The following is a 16,960-nucleotide window of genomic DNA, read 5'->3' on the forward strand; positions in this document are numbered from 1 at the left end:
CCCTTTCCAGCCGATTTAGAACAACAGTGCTCGTGACTTACGGGTCGCGGAGGAGACATGCATGGCCGAGACGATGGGCCACTCAGCGACAACCGCCCGAAACACCCGGTTGGCGCTAGGCTTTTGTCTGCTGGCGATTGCGCCGCAGATTTTCGAATTGATCTGGTCGATCGGGACGATCTTCGGCTGGGGGACCGGCCGAGGCCCGGCGACGGTCGTAACCAGCCACGCGATGGCGCTGCTCGCGGGCGCGCCCAGCACCATATTCGGATCGTTCGGCGGCGGCACCAAGAAGGCGTCGTCCGAGGTGCTGCTGGCGCTGATCTATTCCTACCCGCTGTTCGTGGTGGCGATCCTCACGGTGTTCATGACGATCCGGTCGGCGCAGGACTATGTCGGCGGCGTCGTCCTGATGGCGGTTGCCCTGTTCGCGCTGTGGGCGTCGAGTGATTTGCAGGGCATGCGGGGCTTCTCTTTCGGCGCAGGGACCGCGCCGCGCATGTTCGGCGGATTGCTGGTCGCCTTGTCCGCGGGTATCGCCTTGACGGGCCTCCTGACGGAGGGAGCCGCGCTTGCCCATTACTCCTGGCGGGGGCCGTTATTCGTGGTGGCCGCGATCCTGTTCTTCGCACTGGCGATCCGGCCGCTCGGTCTCGTGGTCACGGCCTTCGTGAGCTTCATGATCGCCGCAGTGGGCTCGCACGAGACGCGCTGGCTGGAAGCGGCCATTGTAGGCGCCTGTCTGACGCTTGGCTGCGCTATCCTGTTCCCGTACGTGCTCGGGCTGCCGATGCCGATGTTTCCGCGTTTCCTGATCCAGTGAGGGCGTGATGGATATTTTTGCCAACCTCGCTCACGGCTTCGCCGTCGCGTTCTCTCCGATCAATCTCCTGATGTGCCTGATAGGCGCCCTCGTCGGCACGCTGGTCGGCGTTCTCCCGGGCATCGGCACCATCGCGACGGTCGCGATGCTGCTGCCGATCACCTTCGGACTGCCGCCGGTCGGCGCGCTGATCATGCTCGCCGGCATCTATTACGGTGCCCAATATGGCGGCTCGACCACGTCGATCCTGGTCAACATACCAGGCGAGGCGACATCGGTCGTCACCGCCATCGACGGTCACCAGATGGCCAAGCAGGGCCGCGCCGGCCCGGCGCTGGCGATCGCCGCGATCGGCTCGTTCTTTGCCGGCTGCGTCGCGACCATTTTGATCGCTGTCCTCGGCGCGCCGCTGACCAAGCTCGCGCTGGCCTTCGGTCCGGCCGAGTATTTCTCGCTGATGGTGCTCGGCCTGATCTTCGCGGTGGTGCTGGCCAAGGGCTCGGTGCTGAAGGCGATCGCGATGATCGTGTTCGGCCTGCTCTTGTCGATGGTCGGCTCGGACATCGAGACCGGCGCCTCGCGCATGGCCTTCAACATTCCCGAACTCGCCGATGGTCTCGGCTTTGCGACGGTGGCGATGGGTGTGTTCGGCTTTGCCGAGATCATCCGCAATCTCGACGCCGGCGCCGAGATGAACCGTGACCTCGTGCAGCAGAAGATCACCGGCCTGATGCCGACCAAGAAGGATCTGATCGACTCGACGCCGCCGATCCTGCGCGGCACCGTGCTCGGCTCGATCCTCGGCATCCTGCCGGGCGGCGGCGCGGTGATCGCGTCGTTCGCGGCCTACACGCTCGAGAAGAAGCTTGCCAAGAACCCGTCGCGGTTCGGCCGCGGCGCGATCGAGGGCGTGGCGGGGCCGGAGAGTGCCAACAACGCGGCCGCCCAGACCTCCTTCATCCCGCTGCTCACCCTCGGCATCCCGCCGAACGCGGTGATGGCGCTGATGGTGGGCGCGATGACCATCCACGGCATCGTGCCGGGTCCGCAGGTGATGCAGAAGCAGCCCGACCTCGTCTGGGGCATGATCGCCTCGATGTGGATCGGCAATTTGATGCTGATCATCATCAACCTGCCGCTGGTCGGAATCTGGGTCCGCCTGCTGCGCGTGCCTTACCGGCTGATGTTTCCCTCGATCGTGATCTTCTGCGCGATCGGCATCTACTCGGTGAACAACGCGCCGGTCGACGTCATCCTCGCAGGCGTGTTCGGTCTCGTCGGCTACTGGCTGATCAAGCACGATTTCGAGCCGGCGCCGCTGCTGCTCGGCATGGTGCTCGGACCGCTGATGGAGGAGAACCTGCGCCGTGCGCTGCTGATCTCGCGCGGCGACTGGAGCGTGTTCCTGACGCGTCCGTTGTCGGCGGTGCTGCTTGCGATCGCGGCGGGCCTCTTGATCCTCACCGTGCTGCCGGTGTTGCGCGCCAAGCGTGACGAGGTGTTCACCGAGTCCGAGAACTGATCGCGCTGCGTCGCGCCGGGCCCTGCGTCGGCGCGCCGCATTCGGAAGTCGAATCGACGTATGTAATGTCTTCGTGACATGAAAATGCCGGCCCTTGTGGCCGGCATTTTTGTTTGTGTCCCGGGGAAAACGATATGACCTCTCTTCGCGCGCTTGCTACGGGCGCATGTGTCGCGGCGCTCGCATCGCTGTGCACCTTTGTTGCACCTGCGAAGGCACAGACCTATCCGACGCGCAGCATCACGATGATCGTGCCGTTCGCAGCGGGCGGCCCGACCGATGTGATCTCGCGCATCGTCACCGGGCACATGGCGCAGACACTGGGCCAGAGCATCATCATCGAGAATGTGGTCGGCGCCGGCGGCACCACCGCGACCACGCGTGCGGCGCGTGCCGCCAATGACGGCTATACGCTCATCACCGGGCATATGGGCACGCATGCGGCGTCCGTGCCGCTCTATCCGAAGCTTGCCTATCATCCGGAGAAGGATTTCGAGCCGATCGCGCTGCTCGCGGGCACCCCGATCCTGATCCTCGCGCGCAAGGACTTTCCGCCGAAGGACCTGAAGGAGTTCGTCGCGTACGTGAAGGCCAATGCAGAGAAGGTGAATGCGGCGCATGCCGGCGTCGGCTCGGTCTCGCACGTCTCCTGCGAGCTCCTGCACTCCATCCTCGACGTCAAGCCGGTCGGCGTGCCCTTCAACGGCAACCGGCCCCGCGATGAATGCGCTGGTGGCGGGGCAGGTCGATTACATGTGCGACCAGATCGTCAACGCCGTGCCGCAGATCAACGCCGGCACCATCAAGGCCTATGCGATCGCAACGCCGGAGCGCAACCCGTCGCTGCCGAACGTGCCGACGACGGCGGAAGCGGGCCTGCCTGCGTTCCAGGCCCAGGCCTGGAACGCGATGTTCGCGCCGAAGGGAACTTCGCCCGCGATCATTGCAAGCCTAAACGCCGCGGCCATCAAGGCGCTGGACGACGAGACCGTGAAGAAGCGCCTGCTCGAGCTCGGCAGCATCATCCCGGCACCGAAGGACCGGACGCCCGAGGCCCTTGCGGCCCTCGTCAAGAACGAAATCGCGAAGTGGAGCCCGGTGCTCAAGCCGGCAACTTAATCAGCACTTTCAAGCCGATAGGCGAGGGGCGGGACGTGAGTTCCGCCCCTTGTCGTTTGCCGCGGGAACGCTCACCTTTTCCGGGTATAATCTGTGGGAGCAGCGAATCGCCGCTGTCGCAGCGCGGGGGTGGCCGTTAAGTTCGCCGCTTCCCCAAAGGCACTATCGCACATGCACCAATATCAGGACCTGCTCGAGCGGATTCTCTCAGACGGCGCCGAGAAGACCGACCGGACCGGCACCGGCACGCTGTCGGTGTTCGGCCATCAGATGCGCTTCAACCTGTCGGCCGGCTTCCCGATGCTGACCACCAAGCGGCTGCCGCTGAAGGCCATCGTGCATGAGCTGCTGTGGTTCCTGAAGGGCGACACCAACATCAAATATCTGCGCGACAACGGCGTCACCATCTGGGACGAGTGGGCGGACGCCAATGGCGATCTCGGGCCGGTGTACGGCCATCAATGGCGCTCCTGGCCCACGGCCGACGGGCGCAGCATCGACCAGATCGCCAATGTCATCGACATGATCAAGCGCACCCCGGATTCCCGCCGGCTGATCGTCACCGCCTGGAATCCGGCCGACGTCGAGAAGATGGCGCTGCCGCCCTGCCACCTGCTGTTCCAGTTCTATGTCGCCAACGGCAAGCTGTCGTGCCAGCTCTATCAGCGCTCGGCCGACGTCTTCCTCGGTGTGCCCTTCAATATCGCCTCTTATGCGCTGCTCACCATGATGGTCGCGCAGGTCACCGGCCTGAAGCCCGGCGACTTCGTGCACTCGCTCGGCGACACCCATCTCTACTCCAACCATCTGGAGCAGGCGCGGCTCCAGCTCACGCGCGCGCCACGCGCGCTGCCGGTGATGCGGATCAATCCCGATGTGAAGGACATCTTCTCCTTCCGTTACGAGGATTTCGAGCTCGTCGGCTACGATCCGCATCCGCACATCAAGGCGGAAGTTGCGGTCTAGATGTCACTGAATATTCGCCGCGCGCGCCCGGGCGAAGCCGGTCTCGTTCTCTCCTTCATCCGCGAGCTCGCCGAATACGAAAAGCTGTCGCACGAGGTCGAGGCGACCGAGGCCGACATCGCGGAGGCGCTGTTCGGCGAGAGGCCGCAGCTCTATTGCGCGATCGCCGAGTGGAACGGCGAGCCGGTCGGCTTTGCGGTCTGGTTCGCCAATTTCTCCACCTTCAGCGGCCGCCACGGCATCTATCTCGAAGACCTCTATGTGCGGCCGTCGCATCGGGGCAGGGGCCTTGGCAAGGCGCTGCTGGTCTATCTCGCCCGGGAGTGCGTCGACAACGGCTGGTCGCGCCTGCAATGGGCCGTGCTCGACTGGAACACGCCGTCGATCGCGTTCTACAAGTCGCTGGGCGCCGTCATGATGGACGACTGGACGCTGTGCCGCGTCACCGGTCCTGCGCTGAGGCGGCTTGCCGGGAGCACGTCCTGATGGAGATCGTCTTCGTCGTCGCGATTGCGGAAAATGGCGTCATCGGCGCCGGCAACGCGATCCCGTGGCGCTTGAAATCCGACATGGCGCGCTTCAAGGCGCTCACGATCGGCAAGCCCGTCATCATGGGCCGCAAGACCTTCGAATCCCTGCCCCGCCGTCCCCTGCCGGGCCGCACCAATATCGTCATCACGCGCGATGCGGACTATCGCGCCGCGGGCGCCATCGTCACGACATCGGCGGCGGACGCAGACGCAGTTGCGCGCGGCGATGCCCTGCGGCGTTCGGTCACTGAGGTCGCGGTGATCGGCGGCGCCGAGATCTTTCGGCAATGGCTCGATCGCGCCGATCGCCTCGAAATCACCGAAGTGCATGCGCGGCCCGACGGCGACACGCATTTCGACATCGGCAAGGCAGAGTGGGATGAGGTGGGGCGCATCCGTCATCCTGCCGGCCCCGACGACAGCGCCGACTTCTCCTATGTGACATATCGTCGGCGGGCGGGTCATTAACCGCATTCGCCAATGTTAACGTTGACTTTTCTGCCCCCGAGCTTAGCTCGAAAGGCAGCCAAGGCTGCGTTGTAAGGGACCTGCCTGTCCCCTATAAAGCCGGACCGGACAAAGCGGGCGGGGGCAATTCCACCCTGCCGAGGAGAGCGTCGAATGCCGTGGAAGAATCAGGGCGGTGGCCCATGGGGCTCGGGTCCGAAAGGACCATGGGGCTCAGGCCCGCAACCGGTCGGGCCGAGGCCGCCGGATCTGGAAGACCTTCTCCGGCGCGGCCAGGACCGCCTGCAGCAGATCATGCCGGGGGGCTATTTCTCCGGCGTCGGCATCACGCTGATCATCCTGCTCATCATCGCATTCTGGCTGCTGTCGGGCTTCTTCCGCGTGCAGTCCGAAGAGCGCGGCGTCGTGCTGCGCTTCGGCAAGCATGTCCGCACCGTGGACCCCGGCCTGAATTATCATCTGCCCTATCCGATCGAGACCGTGCTGCTGCCGAAGGCGCTGCGCGTCAACACCACCTCCATCGGCATGACCCTGATTGACGATCCGGCGCGGCGCGGCCGCTCCATCCGTGACGTGCCGGAAGAGAGCCTGATGCTCACCGGTGACGAGAACATCGTCGATGTCGACTTCACCGTGCTCTGGCGGATCAAGCCCGATGCCGGCGGTGTCGGCGACTTCCTGTTCAACATCCAGAACCCGGAAGGCACCGTGAAGGCGGTGGCCGAGAGCGCGATGCGCGAAGTGATCGGCCGCTCGCAGATCCAGCCGATCCTGACCGGCGCCCGCAACACGATCGAGCAGGGCGTGCAGGAGTTGATCCAGAGGACGCTCGACAGCTACGGCGCCGGCATTCTCGTCACCCAGGTGCAGATGCAGAAGGTCGATCCGCCGGCGCAGGTGATCGACGCTTTCCGCGACGTGCAGGCGGCGCGCGCCAATCTCGAGCAGTTGCAGAACGAAGCGCAGACCTATGCCAACCAGGTGGTACCGCAGGCCCGCGGTCGTGCGGCGCAGATCCAGCAGGCCGCCGAAGGCTACAGGGAACAGGCGATCGCCGAGGCCAAGGGCCAGAGCGCGCGCTTCCTGAAGGTTTACGAGGAATACAAGAAGGCGCCCGACGTGACGCGTGAACGGATCTATCTCGAGACGATGGAGCGCGTGCTCGGCGGTGCCGACAAGCTCGTCTATGACGGCGGTCCCTCGGGCCAGGGCGTCGTGCCCTTCCTGCCTCTCAACGAACTGACGACCAAGCGGCCGCCTACCACCGGTCAGACCTCGAGCGGAGGCAGCCGATGAGGTCTCCGGTCACAGGTATCGTCACGCTGCTCGGCCTCCTGCTCGTCGTGATCGTCGGCTACATGTCGCTGTTCACGGTGCAACAGACCGAACAGACCATCGTGCTGCAGTTCGGCAAGCCCGTCGACGTCGTCACCGCCCCCGGCCTGCACTTCAAGGCGCCATGGAATTCGGTGATCAACATCGACAAGCGGATCCTCGATCTGGAGAACCCGTCGCAGGAAGCGATCGCCTCCGACCAGAAGCGGCTCGTGGTCGATGCCTTCGCGCGCTACCGCATCAAGGACGCGCTGCGCTTCTATCAGAGCGTCGGCTCGATCCAGGCTGCCAACATCCAGCTCACCACGCTCCTGAACGCGGCGCTGCGCCGCGTGCTCGGCGAGGTCACCTTCATCAACGTGGTGCGCGACGACCGCGAGAAGCTGATGCTGCGCATCCGCGACCAGCTCGATCGCGAGGCCGACGGTTACGGCATCCAGGTGGTGGACGTCCGCATCCGGCGCGCCGACCTGCCGGAGCAGAACAGCCAGGCGGTCTATCTGCGCATGAAGACCGAGCGTGAGCGCGAGGCGGCCGAGTTCCGCGCGCAGGGCGGCCAGAAGGCGCAGGAGATCCGCTCCAAGGCCGACCGCGAGGCGACCGTGATCGTCGCGGAAGCCAATTCGCAGGCCGAGCAGACCCGCGGCGCGGGCGATGCCGAGCGCAACCGCCTGTTCGCCGAGGCCTACAGCAAGGACGCAGACTTTTTCGCCTTCTACCGGTCGATGACGGCGTATGAGAACGGGCTGCGTGCGAACGACACCCGCTTCCTGCTGCGGCCGGAATCGGATTTCTTCCGGTTTTTCGGTAACCCGGCCGGCAAGACGGCGACCGAGACGCCGGCGAAGCCGTAAGCTAGACAAGGGCGGCCGATCTGGCCGCCCTTCGTCCAGACAAGAACAGCGCTACGGGAGGTTCCAATCCGATGAGGTCCATTGCGTTCGCCGACTTCCTCATCGGCTTAGGCATCCTGTTCGTGCTGGAAGGCTTGATGTTTGCGGCAAGTCCAAACTGGATGCGCAAGGCCATGAAGAGTGCGATGGCCACTCCCGACCACGTCCTGCGGGCCGTCGGGATCGCTTCGGCCGTCGCCGGCCTGATCCTGATCTGGGTGATGCGCCGTCCGGTTTAGCCGCAGAGCCAACGCCAAAGTGAAGGCGAGACGCCGGTTTTCGCCATATTATCCGGGTCTTGAGACCCGTTAAGGTCCGCGCTTGCGCCGTGCCCCCGTTCGAGCGCAGTCTGGCGCCGAATTCTAGTTCTCTGGAGATCACAATGACCGCTGCCATCATTGCCCCGACCCGCTTGCGCCATGGTGTGCGAATTGGGCTGGCCGCGCTCGCCATCAGTGCCTTCGGTGCGCTCGGCACCCCAGCTCAGGCGCGCGGGCCGGAGGGCATCGCCGACGTTGCCGAGAAGGTGATCGACGCGGTCGTCAACATCTCGACCTCGCAGACCGTCGAGGCCAAGGGCGGTGCCAACACCATGCCGCAGCTGCCGCCCGGCTCACCCTTCGAGGAGTTCTTCGACGACTTCTTCAAGAACCGCAGGGGCCCCGGTGGCGGCAGCAAGGGCGGCGACAGCGGCAGCAGCCAGCCGCCGCGCAAGACCAACTCGCTCGGAAGCGGCTTCATCATCGATACGTCAGGCGTCGTCGTCACCAACAACCACGTCATCGCGGATGCCGACGAGATCAACGTCATCCTCAACGACGGCACCAAGATCAAGGCGGAGCTGGTCGGTGTCGACAAGAAGACCGACCTCGCGGTGCTGAAGTTCAAGCCGACCAAGCCGCTGGTCGCGGTGAAGTTCGGCGATAGCGACAAGCTGCGCCTCGGCGACTGGGTGGTCGCGATCGGCAATCCGTTCAGCCTGGGGGGAACGGTGACCGCCGGCATCGTCTCGGCCAAGAACCGCGACATCTCTTCCGGTCCCTATGACAGCTATATCCAGACCGACGCCGCCATCAACCGCGGCAATTCCGGCGGCCCGCTGTTCAACCTCGAAGGCGATGTCATCGGCGTCAACACCCTGATCATCTCGCCCTCCGGCGGCTCGATCGGCATCGGCTTCGCCGTGCCGTCGAAGACGGTTGCGGGCGTCGTCGACCAGCTCCGCCAGTTCGGCGAGCTGCGTCGCGGCTGGTTAGGGGTGCGCATCCAGAGCGTCACCGACGAGATTGCCGAAAGCCTCAACATCAAGCCGCCGCGCGGCGCACTGGTTGCCGGCGTCGATGACAAGGGCCCGGCCAAGCCCGCCGGCATTGAGCCCGGCGACGTCGTCGTCAAGTTCGACGGCAAGGACGTCAAGGACCCGAAGGACCTGTCCCGCGTCGTCGCCGACACCGCGGTCGGCAAGGAGGTCGATGTCGTCATCATCCGCAAGGGCCAGGAAGAGACCAAGAAGGTCACGCTCGGCCGCCTGCAGGATCCCGAGAAGGTGCAGGCCGCGGTGAAGACCGACGAGCCGGCGCCCGAGAAGCCGGTGACGCAGAAGGCGCTCGGTCTCGATCTCGCGGCGCTGAGCAAGGACCTGCGCACGCGCTACAAGATCAAGGACAGCGTCAAGGGCGTGGTCGTCACCAATGTCGACGCCAATTCGGATGCCGCCGAAAAGCGCCTCTCTGCCGGCGACGTCATCGTCGAGGTGGCGCAGGAAGCCGTCTCCAGCGGTGCCGACATCCAGAAGCGCGTCGACCAGCTCAAGAAGGACGGCAAGAAGTCGGTGCTGCTGCTGGTCTCGAACGCCGACGGCGAGCTGCGGTTTGTGGCGCTGAGCGTGCAGTAACTTCATCCGTCATTCCGGGGCGATGCGAAGCATCGAACCCGGAATCTCGAGGTTCCCCGGTGCGCAATTGCGCACCTGAGGTCTGGTGCTTCGCACCATCCCGGAACGACGATTGTCAGTCCTCCACGAACTCGTCGCGCCGATACCCCTGCGCATAGAGCAGTGCGGTGAGATCGCCGTGGTCGATCCTTGCAGCTGCGGCCGCCGCCACAGCCGGCTTGGCATGATACGCCACGCCCAGCCCTGCCGCCTGGATCATCGCGAGATCATTGGCGCCGTCGCCGACCACGACCGAGTCGACGTCGTCGAGATCGAACGACTCCATCAGATCCACCAGCGTCGCCAGCTTGGCGGCGCGGCCCAAAATCGGCTCCTTGACCTCGCCGGTGAACTTGCCGTCGCGGACGATCAATTCGTTGGCGCGGTTCTCCTGGAAACCGATCTTGACGGCGACCGCGCTCGTGAACAGCGTGAAGCCGCCGGAGACGAGGCAGGTATAGGCGCCGTGCGCGCGCATGGTCGCGACCAGCTCACGGCCGCCCGGCGTCAGCGTGATGCGCTTGTCCAGCACCTCGTCGACCACACTGGCGGGGAGGCCCTTCAGCAGCGCGACGCGCTCGCGCAGCGCCGGCTCGAACTCGATCTCGCCGCGCATCGCCCGTTCGGTGATGCCTGCGACATGGGCCTTCATCCCGACCAGGTCGGCGAGCTCGTCGATGCATTCCTGGCCGATCATGGTGGAATCCATGTCGGCGAGAAAAAGCTTCTTGCGCCGGAAGCCGGCAGGCTGCACGACGATGTCGATGGGCAGGTCGCCGCGAAGCTCGCGGAGCCGCTGCTCGATGGCGTGACGGTCGCCTTCGAGGTTACTGTCGGCTCCGAAGGGAATGTCGGCCGCAACCCCGTCGAACAGCCAGTGCGCGGGAGCGGCCTGAGGCAGCACGGCGCGGGCGCCGTCGACGATGGTAGAGTCGAGCGCAGGATTGTCAGGGTTGCAGATCAGCGTGGCGACGAGGGACATTTGAGGTTTTCGTGAGCGAGGGGCATTCGAGCAAGGCCGTGCTTATCGCAGGCCCGACCGCCAGCGGCAAGTCGGCGCTGGCGCTCGAGCTTGCCCTCGGCGCAAGCGGCACCGTCATCAACGCGGATTCCATGCAGGTCTATCGCGATCTCCGCATCATCACGGCACGCCCGACCCATGGCGATGAGGCGCGCGTTCCGCATCGCCTCTACGGCCATGTCGATGCGGCCGTCAATTTCTCGGCCGGAGCCTGGGTTGCTGACGCGGCGAAGGCGCTCGAGGAGGCGCGGGCCGAAGGCCGGCTGCCGATCTTCATCGGCGGCACCGGGCTCTATTTCAAGGCACTGACGGCGGGCCTTTCCGTGGTGCCGCCAATCCCCGCCGAGGTGCGCGAGGACGTGCGGGCGCGGCTGGAGCGGAACGGCGTCGAGGCGCTGCATGCGGAACTCGCTGCCCGCGATCCGCGCGCGGTCGAGCGCTTGAACCTGCGCGACCGCACCCGCATCGCCCGTGCGCTCGAAGTGGTCGAAGCGACCGGGCGCTCGCTGCTCGACTGGCACCAGGAGGGCCAGCCGCCGCTGTTGCCCAGGGACAGTTTTCGCGCGGTATTCCTCGCTCCCGAGCGCGACGACCTCTATGCCCGCATCGACGCCCGCTTCGATGCCATGCTGGGTGCCGGCGCCCTGAGGGAGGTCGAGCGGCTCGCCGCTCGCGGTCTCGATCCGCTGCTGCCGGCGATGAAGGCCCACGGCGTGCCGGCCCTGATCCGGCATTTGCGCGGTGAGCTCAGCCTGGACGAGGCCGCCACGATCGGCCGCGCCGACACCCGCCACTACGCCAAGCGCCAGTTCACCTGGTTCCGGCACCAATTGCCGGAATTCGAGTGGGTGAAGCCGGAGGAGGCGAGGGGCTGGCTGGCGGCGATCGTCAGCGCGGCCGGAGACGAGAGGTAGCCCTCGGTCGTCATTCCGGAGCGCGCGTAGCGCGAGCCCGGAATCCATACCCCCAAGCGCTCATGTGGCGACGGCTATTGGCCACCATCTCGCCACCCAACTCGGCCTGTGGCTATGGATTCCGGGCTCGATGCTTCGCATCGCCCCGGAATGACGAGCGGCCTGGTGACGCGCATTTGTGCCGGGTTCCCGATTTTACCTCTCGCCGAACCCTGGGAACACCGCTACACTGCCAAAATTGCGCGGGAACGGCCGCATTGCCTTGACATCCGGGCTTTGGCCGCTATGTTTCGCGCAACCTTTGGGAAGCCAGGCGCCTGCCATGCGTAACATTATTACCAAACTCCTTATCGCCGTCGTACCCAGGCACACCGCCGGGGATGGCTAGCTGCCATCCACAAGACAGGCGGTGTGCATGGGCCCTCTTCGGGGCCTTTTTTATTTCCCGAACCCAGAACGAAGCCGCTGACAACAGCGCATCCGGAGCAAGCCAATGAGCGACAAGAGCCACGATCCGAACCAGATGACCGGCGCCGCGATGATCGTCCGCGCGCTCATCGATCACGGCGTGACCGACATTTTCGGCTATCCCGGCGGCGCGGTGCTTCCGATCTACGACGAGATCTTCCAGCAGAGCCAGGTCCAGCACATCCTGGTCCGTCACGAGCAGGGCGCGGGCCACGCCGCCGAGGGCTATGCGCGCTCGACCGGCAGGCCCGGCGTTGCGCTGGTGACCTCCGGCCCCGGCGCCACCAACATGGTGACGCCGCTGACGGACGCGCTGATGGACTCGATCCCGCTGGTCTGCATCTCCGGCCAGGTGCCGACGCATCTGATCGGCAACGACGCCTTCCAGGAATGCGACACCGTCGGTATCACGCGGCCCTGCACCAAGCACAATTGGCTGGTGCGCGATGTCAACGACCTCGCAAAGGTGCTGCACGAGGCCTTCTATGTCGCGACCTCGGGCCGTCCGGGTCCGGTGCTGGTCGACGTGCCGAAAGACGTGCAGTTCGCGACCGGCACCTATCATCCGCCGCGCAAGTCCGACGTGCACCGGTCCTACGCGCCGCGCGTGAAGGGCGATGCGACGCAGATCCGCAAGGCCGTGGCGCTGCTCGCGAATGCCAAGCGTCCCGTGATCTACAGCGGCGGCGGCGTGATCAACTCCGGCCCCGAGGCCACCAGGCTGCTGCGCGAACTGGTCGAGGTCACCGGTTTTCCGATCACCTCGACGCTGATGGGCCTCGGCGCCTATCCGGCCTCGGGCAAGAACTGGCTCGGCATGCTCGGCATGCACGGCACCTACGAGGCCAACATGACGATGCATGATTGCGACGTCATGCTGTGCGTCGGCGCGCGCTTCGACGACCGCATCACCGGCCGCGTCGATGCGTTCTCGCCGGGCTCGAAGAAGATCCACATCGACATCGATCCGTCCTCGATCAACAAGAACATCCGCGTCGACGTGCCGATCATCGGCGATTGCGGCAACATCCTCGGCGACATCCTCCAGGTGTTCAAGGCGGAGGCGAAGAAGCCGGACATCAAGTCGTGGTGGCAGCAGATCGCGCAATGGCGCGCCCGCAACTCGCTCTATTACAAGAAGAGCAACGACGTGATCCTGCCGCAGCACGCGATCCAGAGCCTGTTCGAGGCGACGCGCGGCAAGGATACCTACATCACGACCGAGGTTGGCCAGCATCAGATGTGGGCGGCGCAGTTCTACGGCTTCGAGGAGCCGCATCGCTGGATGACCTCGGGCGGTCTCGGCACCATGGGCTACGGCCTGCCGGCCGCGGTCGGCGTGCAGGTGGCGCATCCGGACAGCCTCGTGATCGACATCGCGGGCGACGCCTCGGTGCAGATGACGATGCAGGAGATGTCGACGGCGGTTCAGTACGAGCTGCCGATCAAGATCTTCATCCTCAACAACCAGTACATGGGCATGGTGCGCCAGTGGCAGCAGCTGCTGCACGGCAACCGGCTGTCGCATTCCTACTCGGAGGCGCTGCCGGATTTCGTCAAGCTCGCGGAAGCCTATGGCGGCGTCGGCCTCCAGGTGCACAAGCCGGGCGATCTCGATGGCGCGATCCAGGAGATGATCTCGGTCAAGCGCCCGGTGCTGTTCGACTGCCGCGTCGCCGCGCTCGAAAACTGCTTCCCGATGATCCCCTCCGGCAAGGCGCATAACGAGATGCTGCTGCCGGAGCAGGCCAACGACGAGGCGACCGCCAAGGCGTTCGCCGGCGGCAAGGCGCTGGTGTGAGGCCATGTTCGACCTGAGGGAGCTCGAGCGCGCACATGCGATCGTGGGGCAGGCGGTGCCGGCAACACCGGCGCGCGGCTGGCCGCTGCTCGCTGAGCGCCTCGGCACCGAGGTCGTGGTCAAGCACGAGAACCACACGCCGATCGGCGCCTTCAAGGTGCGCGGCGGGCTCGTCTATCTGGAACGGCTGAAGCGCGAGCGGCCGAAGACATCAGGCATCATCTCGGCGACGCGCGGCAATCACGGCCAGAGCCTGGCCTTTGCCGCGAGCCGCCACGGCGTACCCGCCGTGATCTACGTGCCGCGCGGCAACTCGGTCGAGAAGAACCGGGCCATGACGGCCTTTGGCGCCGACCTGGTCGAGCATGGCGAGGACTTTCAGGCTGCGCGCGAGGAAGCCGAGCGCCGCGCGCAGTTCGCCGGGCTCCATATGGTGCCGTCGTTTCACCCCGACCTCGTGTTGGGTGTTGCAACCTACGCACTCGAGCTGTTTCGGTCCGCGCCAGATCTCGATGTTCTCTACGTGCCGATCGGGCAGGGCTCCGGCATCTGCGGCTGCATCATGGCGCGCGACCTGCTCGGCCTGAAGACCGAGATCGTCGGCGTCCAGTCGACGGAGGCGCCGTCCTATGCGCTGTCGTTCGCGGCCGGTGAGATCGTGACGACCGAGACCAGCAATACGCGCGCCGACGGCATGGCGACGCGCATTCCAGACGCGGATGCGTTCGCGCTGATCCGCAAGGGCGCCTCGCGCATTGTCCAGGTCACCGACGACGAGGTCGCGGCCGCAATCCGCGCCTACTGGACCGATACGCACAATCTCGCCGAAGGCGCCGGTGCCGCCGCGCTTGCCGCGGCGCTGCAGGAAAAGAGCAAGCTGAAGGGCAAGCGCGTCGGTCTCGTGCTGTCCGGCGGCAATATCGATTTCGATCTGTTCCGCCGTTGGGTCGGGACGGACGCGCCAGCGATGGCGTGATGGAGAGACAAGAGGGGACGACCATGAACCAGCCCGCATCCGCCTACTTCATCGAGGACCGCCACGATCCCAACGAGACGCACACGCTTGCGGTGCTCGTGCAGAACGAGCCGGGCGTGCTTGCGCGCGTCATCGGCCTGTTCTCGGGGCGCGGCTACAACATCGAGAGCCTCACGGTCTCGGAGACCGAGGCCCAGAAGCATCTGTCGCGCATCACCATCGTCACCACGGGCACGCCGATGGTCATCGCGCAGATCAAGAACCAGCTCGACCGCATGATCCCGGTCTACCAGGTCGTCGACATGACCCAGACCAAGCGCTCGATCGAGCGCGAACTGGCGATGGTGAAGGTGCGCGGCCAGGGCGAGCACCGCGTCGAGGCGCTCAGGCTGGCGGATGCGTTCCGCGCCCGGGTGATCGATGCCACGACCGAGAGCTTTGTGTTCGAGATCACAGGCAATACGGACAAGATCAATCAATATATCGATTTGATGCGCCCGCTCGGCCTTGTCGAGGTGTCGCGCACGGGTGTTGCCGCGATCGGTCGCGGGCCTGAAGGGATGTGAACCATGCTGGCGCGCGACTGGTACTACAACGAGCGGAACCGGATGGGGATCGAGCCCGCGGTGGCGTCGATCTACGACAACCATGACGATGCCGATCTGCGGGCGCGCGCCGCGCTGAAAATGCTCGGGGCCCAGCGCGGCTGGCGCATCGCCGACATCGGCTGCGGTAACGGCGTGCTCGCCACCGAAGCGGCGCTGATGGGCGCCGAGGTCGACGCCATCGACATTTCGCCGGCGATGCTGGCGCTCGCCGAGATCTACGCACGGGACCGTAAGGCGCCCGTGCGCACCCAGTCCGCCGGCCTGCTCAGCTTCGCCTACCGTCCGGAATCCTATGACCTCATCGTCAGTGAATTCACGCTGCACCACCTGCCGGATTTCTGGAAGGTGGTGGCGATGTCGCGGATCTATCGCGCGCTGAAGCCGGGTGCGAGCTTTTACCTGCGCGACATCGTCTATGCGTCGATGCCTGACGCCGTCGAGCGCGACGTCGAGCAATGGGCCGACTTCCAGATCAAGAATCACGATTTCTCGCGCGAGGGCGTGGTGACGCATATGCGCGACGAATATTCCACCTTCGGCTGGGTGATGGAGCGGATGCTGACCGACGTCGGCTTCACGCTGATCTCGGCTGACTACCACGCACCGATGCACGGCACGTATCTGCTGCGGAAACCGAAAGCCGGCGAGCAAGGCTAGACAAGAACAACAAACAGGGCTGCACGACAAAGCAGAACCGGAAACAACAATGAAGCCGGCCGACATCCTCATCGCCGTCATGGTGGCGATCATCTGGGGGCTTGCCTTCGTGGCGAGCCGGATCGCGCTCGACGAGCTTTCGCCGGAGCTGATGACGGCGTTGCGCTTTACGATCGCTGCGGTGCCGTGCCTGTTCATTCCCAAGCCGAAGGTCGCCTGGTCGTTGTTGATCGCGATCAGCTTCACACTGTTCCTCGGTCAGTTCCTGTCGCAGGCCTACGGTATCGCCCACGGCGTGCCGGTGGGCCTGACCAGCGTCGTCGTGCAGAGTCAGGCACTGTTCACGATCGGCTTTGCCGCGCTCGCATTCGGTGAGCGGCCGACACCGATGCAGACGCTGGGCGTCGTCATCGCCGCGGCCGGCCTTTTGATGATCTGCGGCACCGTCGGCTATGATTTCAGCGTTGCCGCCTTTGCGGTGCTGATGATCTCGCCGGTCAGCTTTGCCGTCGGCAATCTGCTGCTGCGCGGCGCCCGCGGCGTGCCGATGTTCGACCTGTTCGCCTGGCTGTGCCTCGTCTCGGCCGTGCCGCTGTTCGTGCTGGCGCTGATCGCCAACGGGCCGGGGTCGACCTGGACGTCGCTGACGCACATCTCGCTCGCATCGGTTCTCTGCATGCTGATGCTCGGCGGCATTTCCACCAGCATCGCCTATTGGCTGTGGGGCCGCCTCTTGCGCGACTATCCCGCGGCCCAGGTGGTACCGTTCGCGCTGCTGGTGCCGTTCGTCGGCTCCGCCGCCTCCAGCATCGTGTTCGGCGAACGGTTCGGCCCGCTGCGCCTCGCCGGCATGCTGACCGTGATCGGCGGTATCGCCGTGATGGTGCTGGCGAAGCGCCCGCAAGTCCTGCCGAAGGCCGCGTGAG

The 16,960-nt window shown here is 65.4% G+C and carries 16 protein-coding genes and 1 pseudogene; 16 read left to right on the forward strand and 1 reads right to left on the reverse strand.

The window, feature by feature from the left end; all coding sequences use genetic code 11:
- The first annotated feature begins 61 nt into the window (after positions 1-61).
- The 10 genes and pseudogenes from ACVJ19_RS19365 (at position 62) to ACVJ19_RS19410 (ending at position 9,550) form a co-directional block, all read left to right on the forward strand.
- Complete coding sequence (locus ACVJ19_RS19365) at positions 62-823, forward strand: tripartite tricarboxylate transporter TctB family protein (protein WP_453950610.1); 762 nt, start codon at positions 62-64, stop codon at positions 821-823.
- A 7-nt stretch (positions 824-830) separates the two neighbouring features.
- Positions 831-2,345: a tripartite tricarboxylate transporter permease gene (locus tag ACVJ19_RS19370; RefSeq protein ID WP_453950611.1), complete on the forward strand. Its 1,515-nt coding sequence runs from the start codon at positions 831-833 to the stop codon at positions 2,343-2,345.
- A gap of 134 nt (positions 2,346-2,479) precedes the next feature.
- Positions 2,480-3,464, forward strand: a pseudogene (locus tag ACVJ19_RS19375) (tripartite tricarboxylate transporter substrate binding protein BugD).
- A 171-nt stretch (positions 3,465-3,635) separates the two neighbouring features.
- Positions 3,636-4,430 carry a thymidylate synthase gene (locus tag ACVJ19_RS19380; protein WP_014493053.1) on the forward strand — a complete coding sequence of 265 codons (795 nt, stop codon included), beginning with the start codon at positions 3,636-3,638 and terminating at the stop codon, positions 4,428-4,430.
- Positions 4,431-4,916 (forward strand): N-acetyltransferase family protein, encoded by a 486-nt coding sequence (locus tag ACVJ19_RS19385; protein WP_453950613.1) that lies wholly within the window; start codon positions 4,431-4,433, stop codon positions 4,914-4,916.
- Entirely contained in the window at positions 4,916-5,428 is a 513-nt protein-coding gene (locus ACVJ19_RS19390; protein ID WP_453950614.1) for a dihydrofolate reductase, read from the forward strand. Before ACVJ19_RS19385 ends, ACVJ19_RS19390 begins: the two co-directional genes overlap by 1 nt.
- Before the next feature lie 153 nt (positions 5,429-5,581).
- A complete protein-coding gene (hflK, locus tag ACVJ19_RS19395; RefSeq protein WP_212339547.1) occupies positions 5,582-6,724 on the forward strand; it encodes an FtsH protease activity modulator HflK in 1,143 nt (380 codons plus the stop codon).
- Positions 6,721-7,617, forward strand: a complete 897-nt coding sequence (hflC, locus tag ACVJ19_RS19400) for a protease modulator HflC (protein WP_453950615.1) — start codon at positions 6,721-6,723, stop codon at positions 7,615-7,617. Before hflK ends, hflC begins: the two co-directional genes overlap by 4 nt.
- A gap of 71 nt (positions 7,618-7,688) precedes the next feature.
- Positions 7,689-7,895 carry a DUF2065 domain-containing protein gene (locus tag ACVJ19_RS19405; protein WP_453950616.1) on the forward strand — a complete coding sequence of 69 codons (207 nt, stop codon included), beginning with the start codon at positions 7,689-7,691 and terminating at the stop codon, positions 7,893-7,895.
- Positions 7,896-8,038: 143 nt separating this feature from the next.
- Positions 8,039-9,550 (forward strand): Do family serine endopeptidase, encoded by a 1,512-nt coding sequence (locus ACVJ19_RS19410; RefSeq protein ID WP_453950617.1) that lies wholly within the window; start codon positions 8,039-8,041, stop codon positions 9,548-9,550.
- Between the two features lie 115 nt (positions 9,551-9,665).
- Here the strand turns inward: ACVJ19_RS19410 and serB are convergent, their stop codons facing one another.
- Positions 9,666-10,571: a phosphoserine phosphatase SerB gene (gene serB, locus ACVJ19_RS19415; RefSeq protein ID WP_453950618.1), complete on the reverse strand. Its 906-nt coding sequence runs from the start codon at positions 10,569-10,571 to the stop codon at positions 9,666-9,668.
- Positions 10,572-10,582: 11 nt separating this feature from the next.
- On the opposite strand from serB, the gene miaA reads away from it, so the two are divergent.
- From miaA to ACVJ19_RS19445, 6 genes are all read left to right on the forward strand, one after another.
- The gene (gene miaA / locus ACVJ19_RS19420; protein WP_453950619.1) at positions 10,583-11,524 is read left to right on the forward strand and encodes a tRNA (adenosine(37)-N6)-dimethylallyltransferase MiaA; all 942 of its coding nucleotides are present in this window, start codon (positions 10,583-10,585) and stop codon (positions 11,522-11,524) included.
- Positions 11,525-12,017: 493 nt separating this feature from the next.
- On the forward strand, positions 12,018-13,793 hold the full coding sequence (locus tag ACVJ19_RS19425) for an acetolactate synthase 3 large subunit (RefSeq protein ID WP_453950620.1): 1,776 nt from the start codon (positions 12,018-12,020) through the stop codon (positions 13,791-13,793).
- 4 nt (positions 13,794-13,797) lie between these two features.
- Positions 13,798-14,769, forward strand: a complete 972-nt coding sequence (locus ACVJ19_RS19430; protein WP_453950621.1) for a threonine dehydratase — start codon at positions 13,798-13,800, stop codon at positions 14,767-14,769.
- Positions 14,770-14,792: 23 nt separating this feature from the next.
- Positions 14,793-15,335, forward strand: a complete 543-nt coding sequence (gene ilvN / locus ACVJ19_RS19435) for an acetolactate synthase small subunit (protein ID WP_018640841.1) — start codon at positions 14,793-14,795, stop codon at positions 15,333-15,335.
- 3 nt (positions 15,336-15,338) lie between these two features.
- The gene (locus tag ACVJ19_RS19440; protein WP_453950622.1) at positions 15,339-16,034 is read left to right on the forward strand and encodes a class I SAM-dependent methyltransferase; all 696 of its coding nucleotides are present in this window, start codon (positions 15,339-15,341) and stop codon (positions 16,032-16,034) included.
- Between the two features lie 49 nt (positions 16,035-16,083).
- Complete coding sequence (locus ACVJ19_RS19445) at positions 16,084-16,959, forward strand: EamA family transporter (RefSeq protein WP_453950623.1); 876 nt, start codon at positions 16,084-16,086, stop codon at positions 16,957-16,959.
- Position 16,960: the final 1 nt, after the last annotated feature.

Source organism: Bradyrhizobium sp. USDA 376 (genome assembly GCF_054063675.1).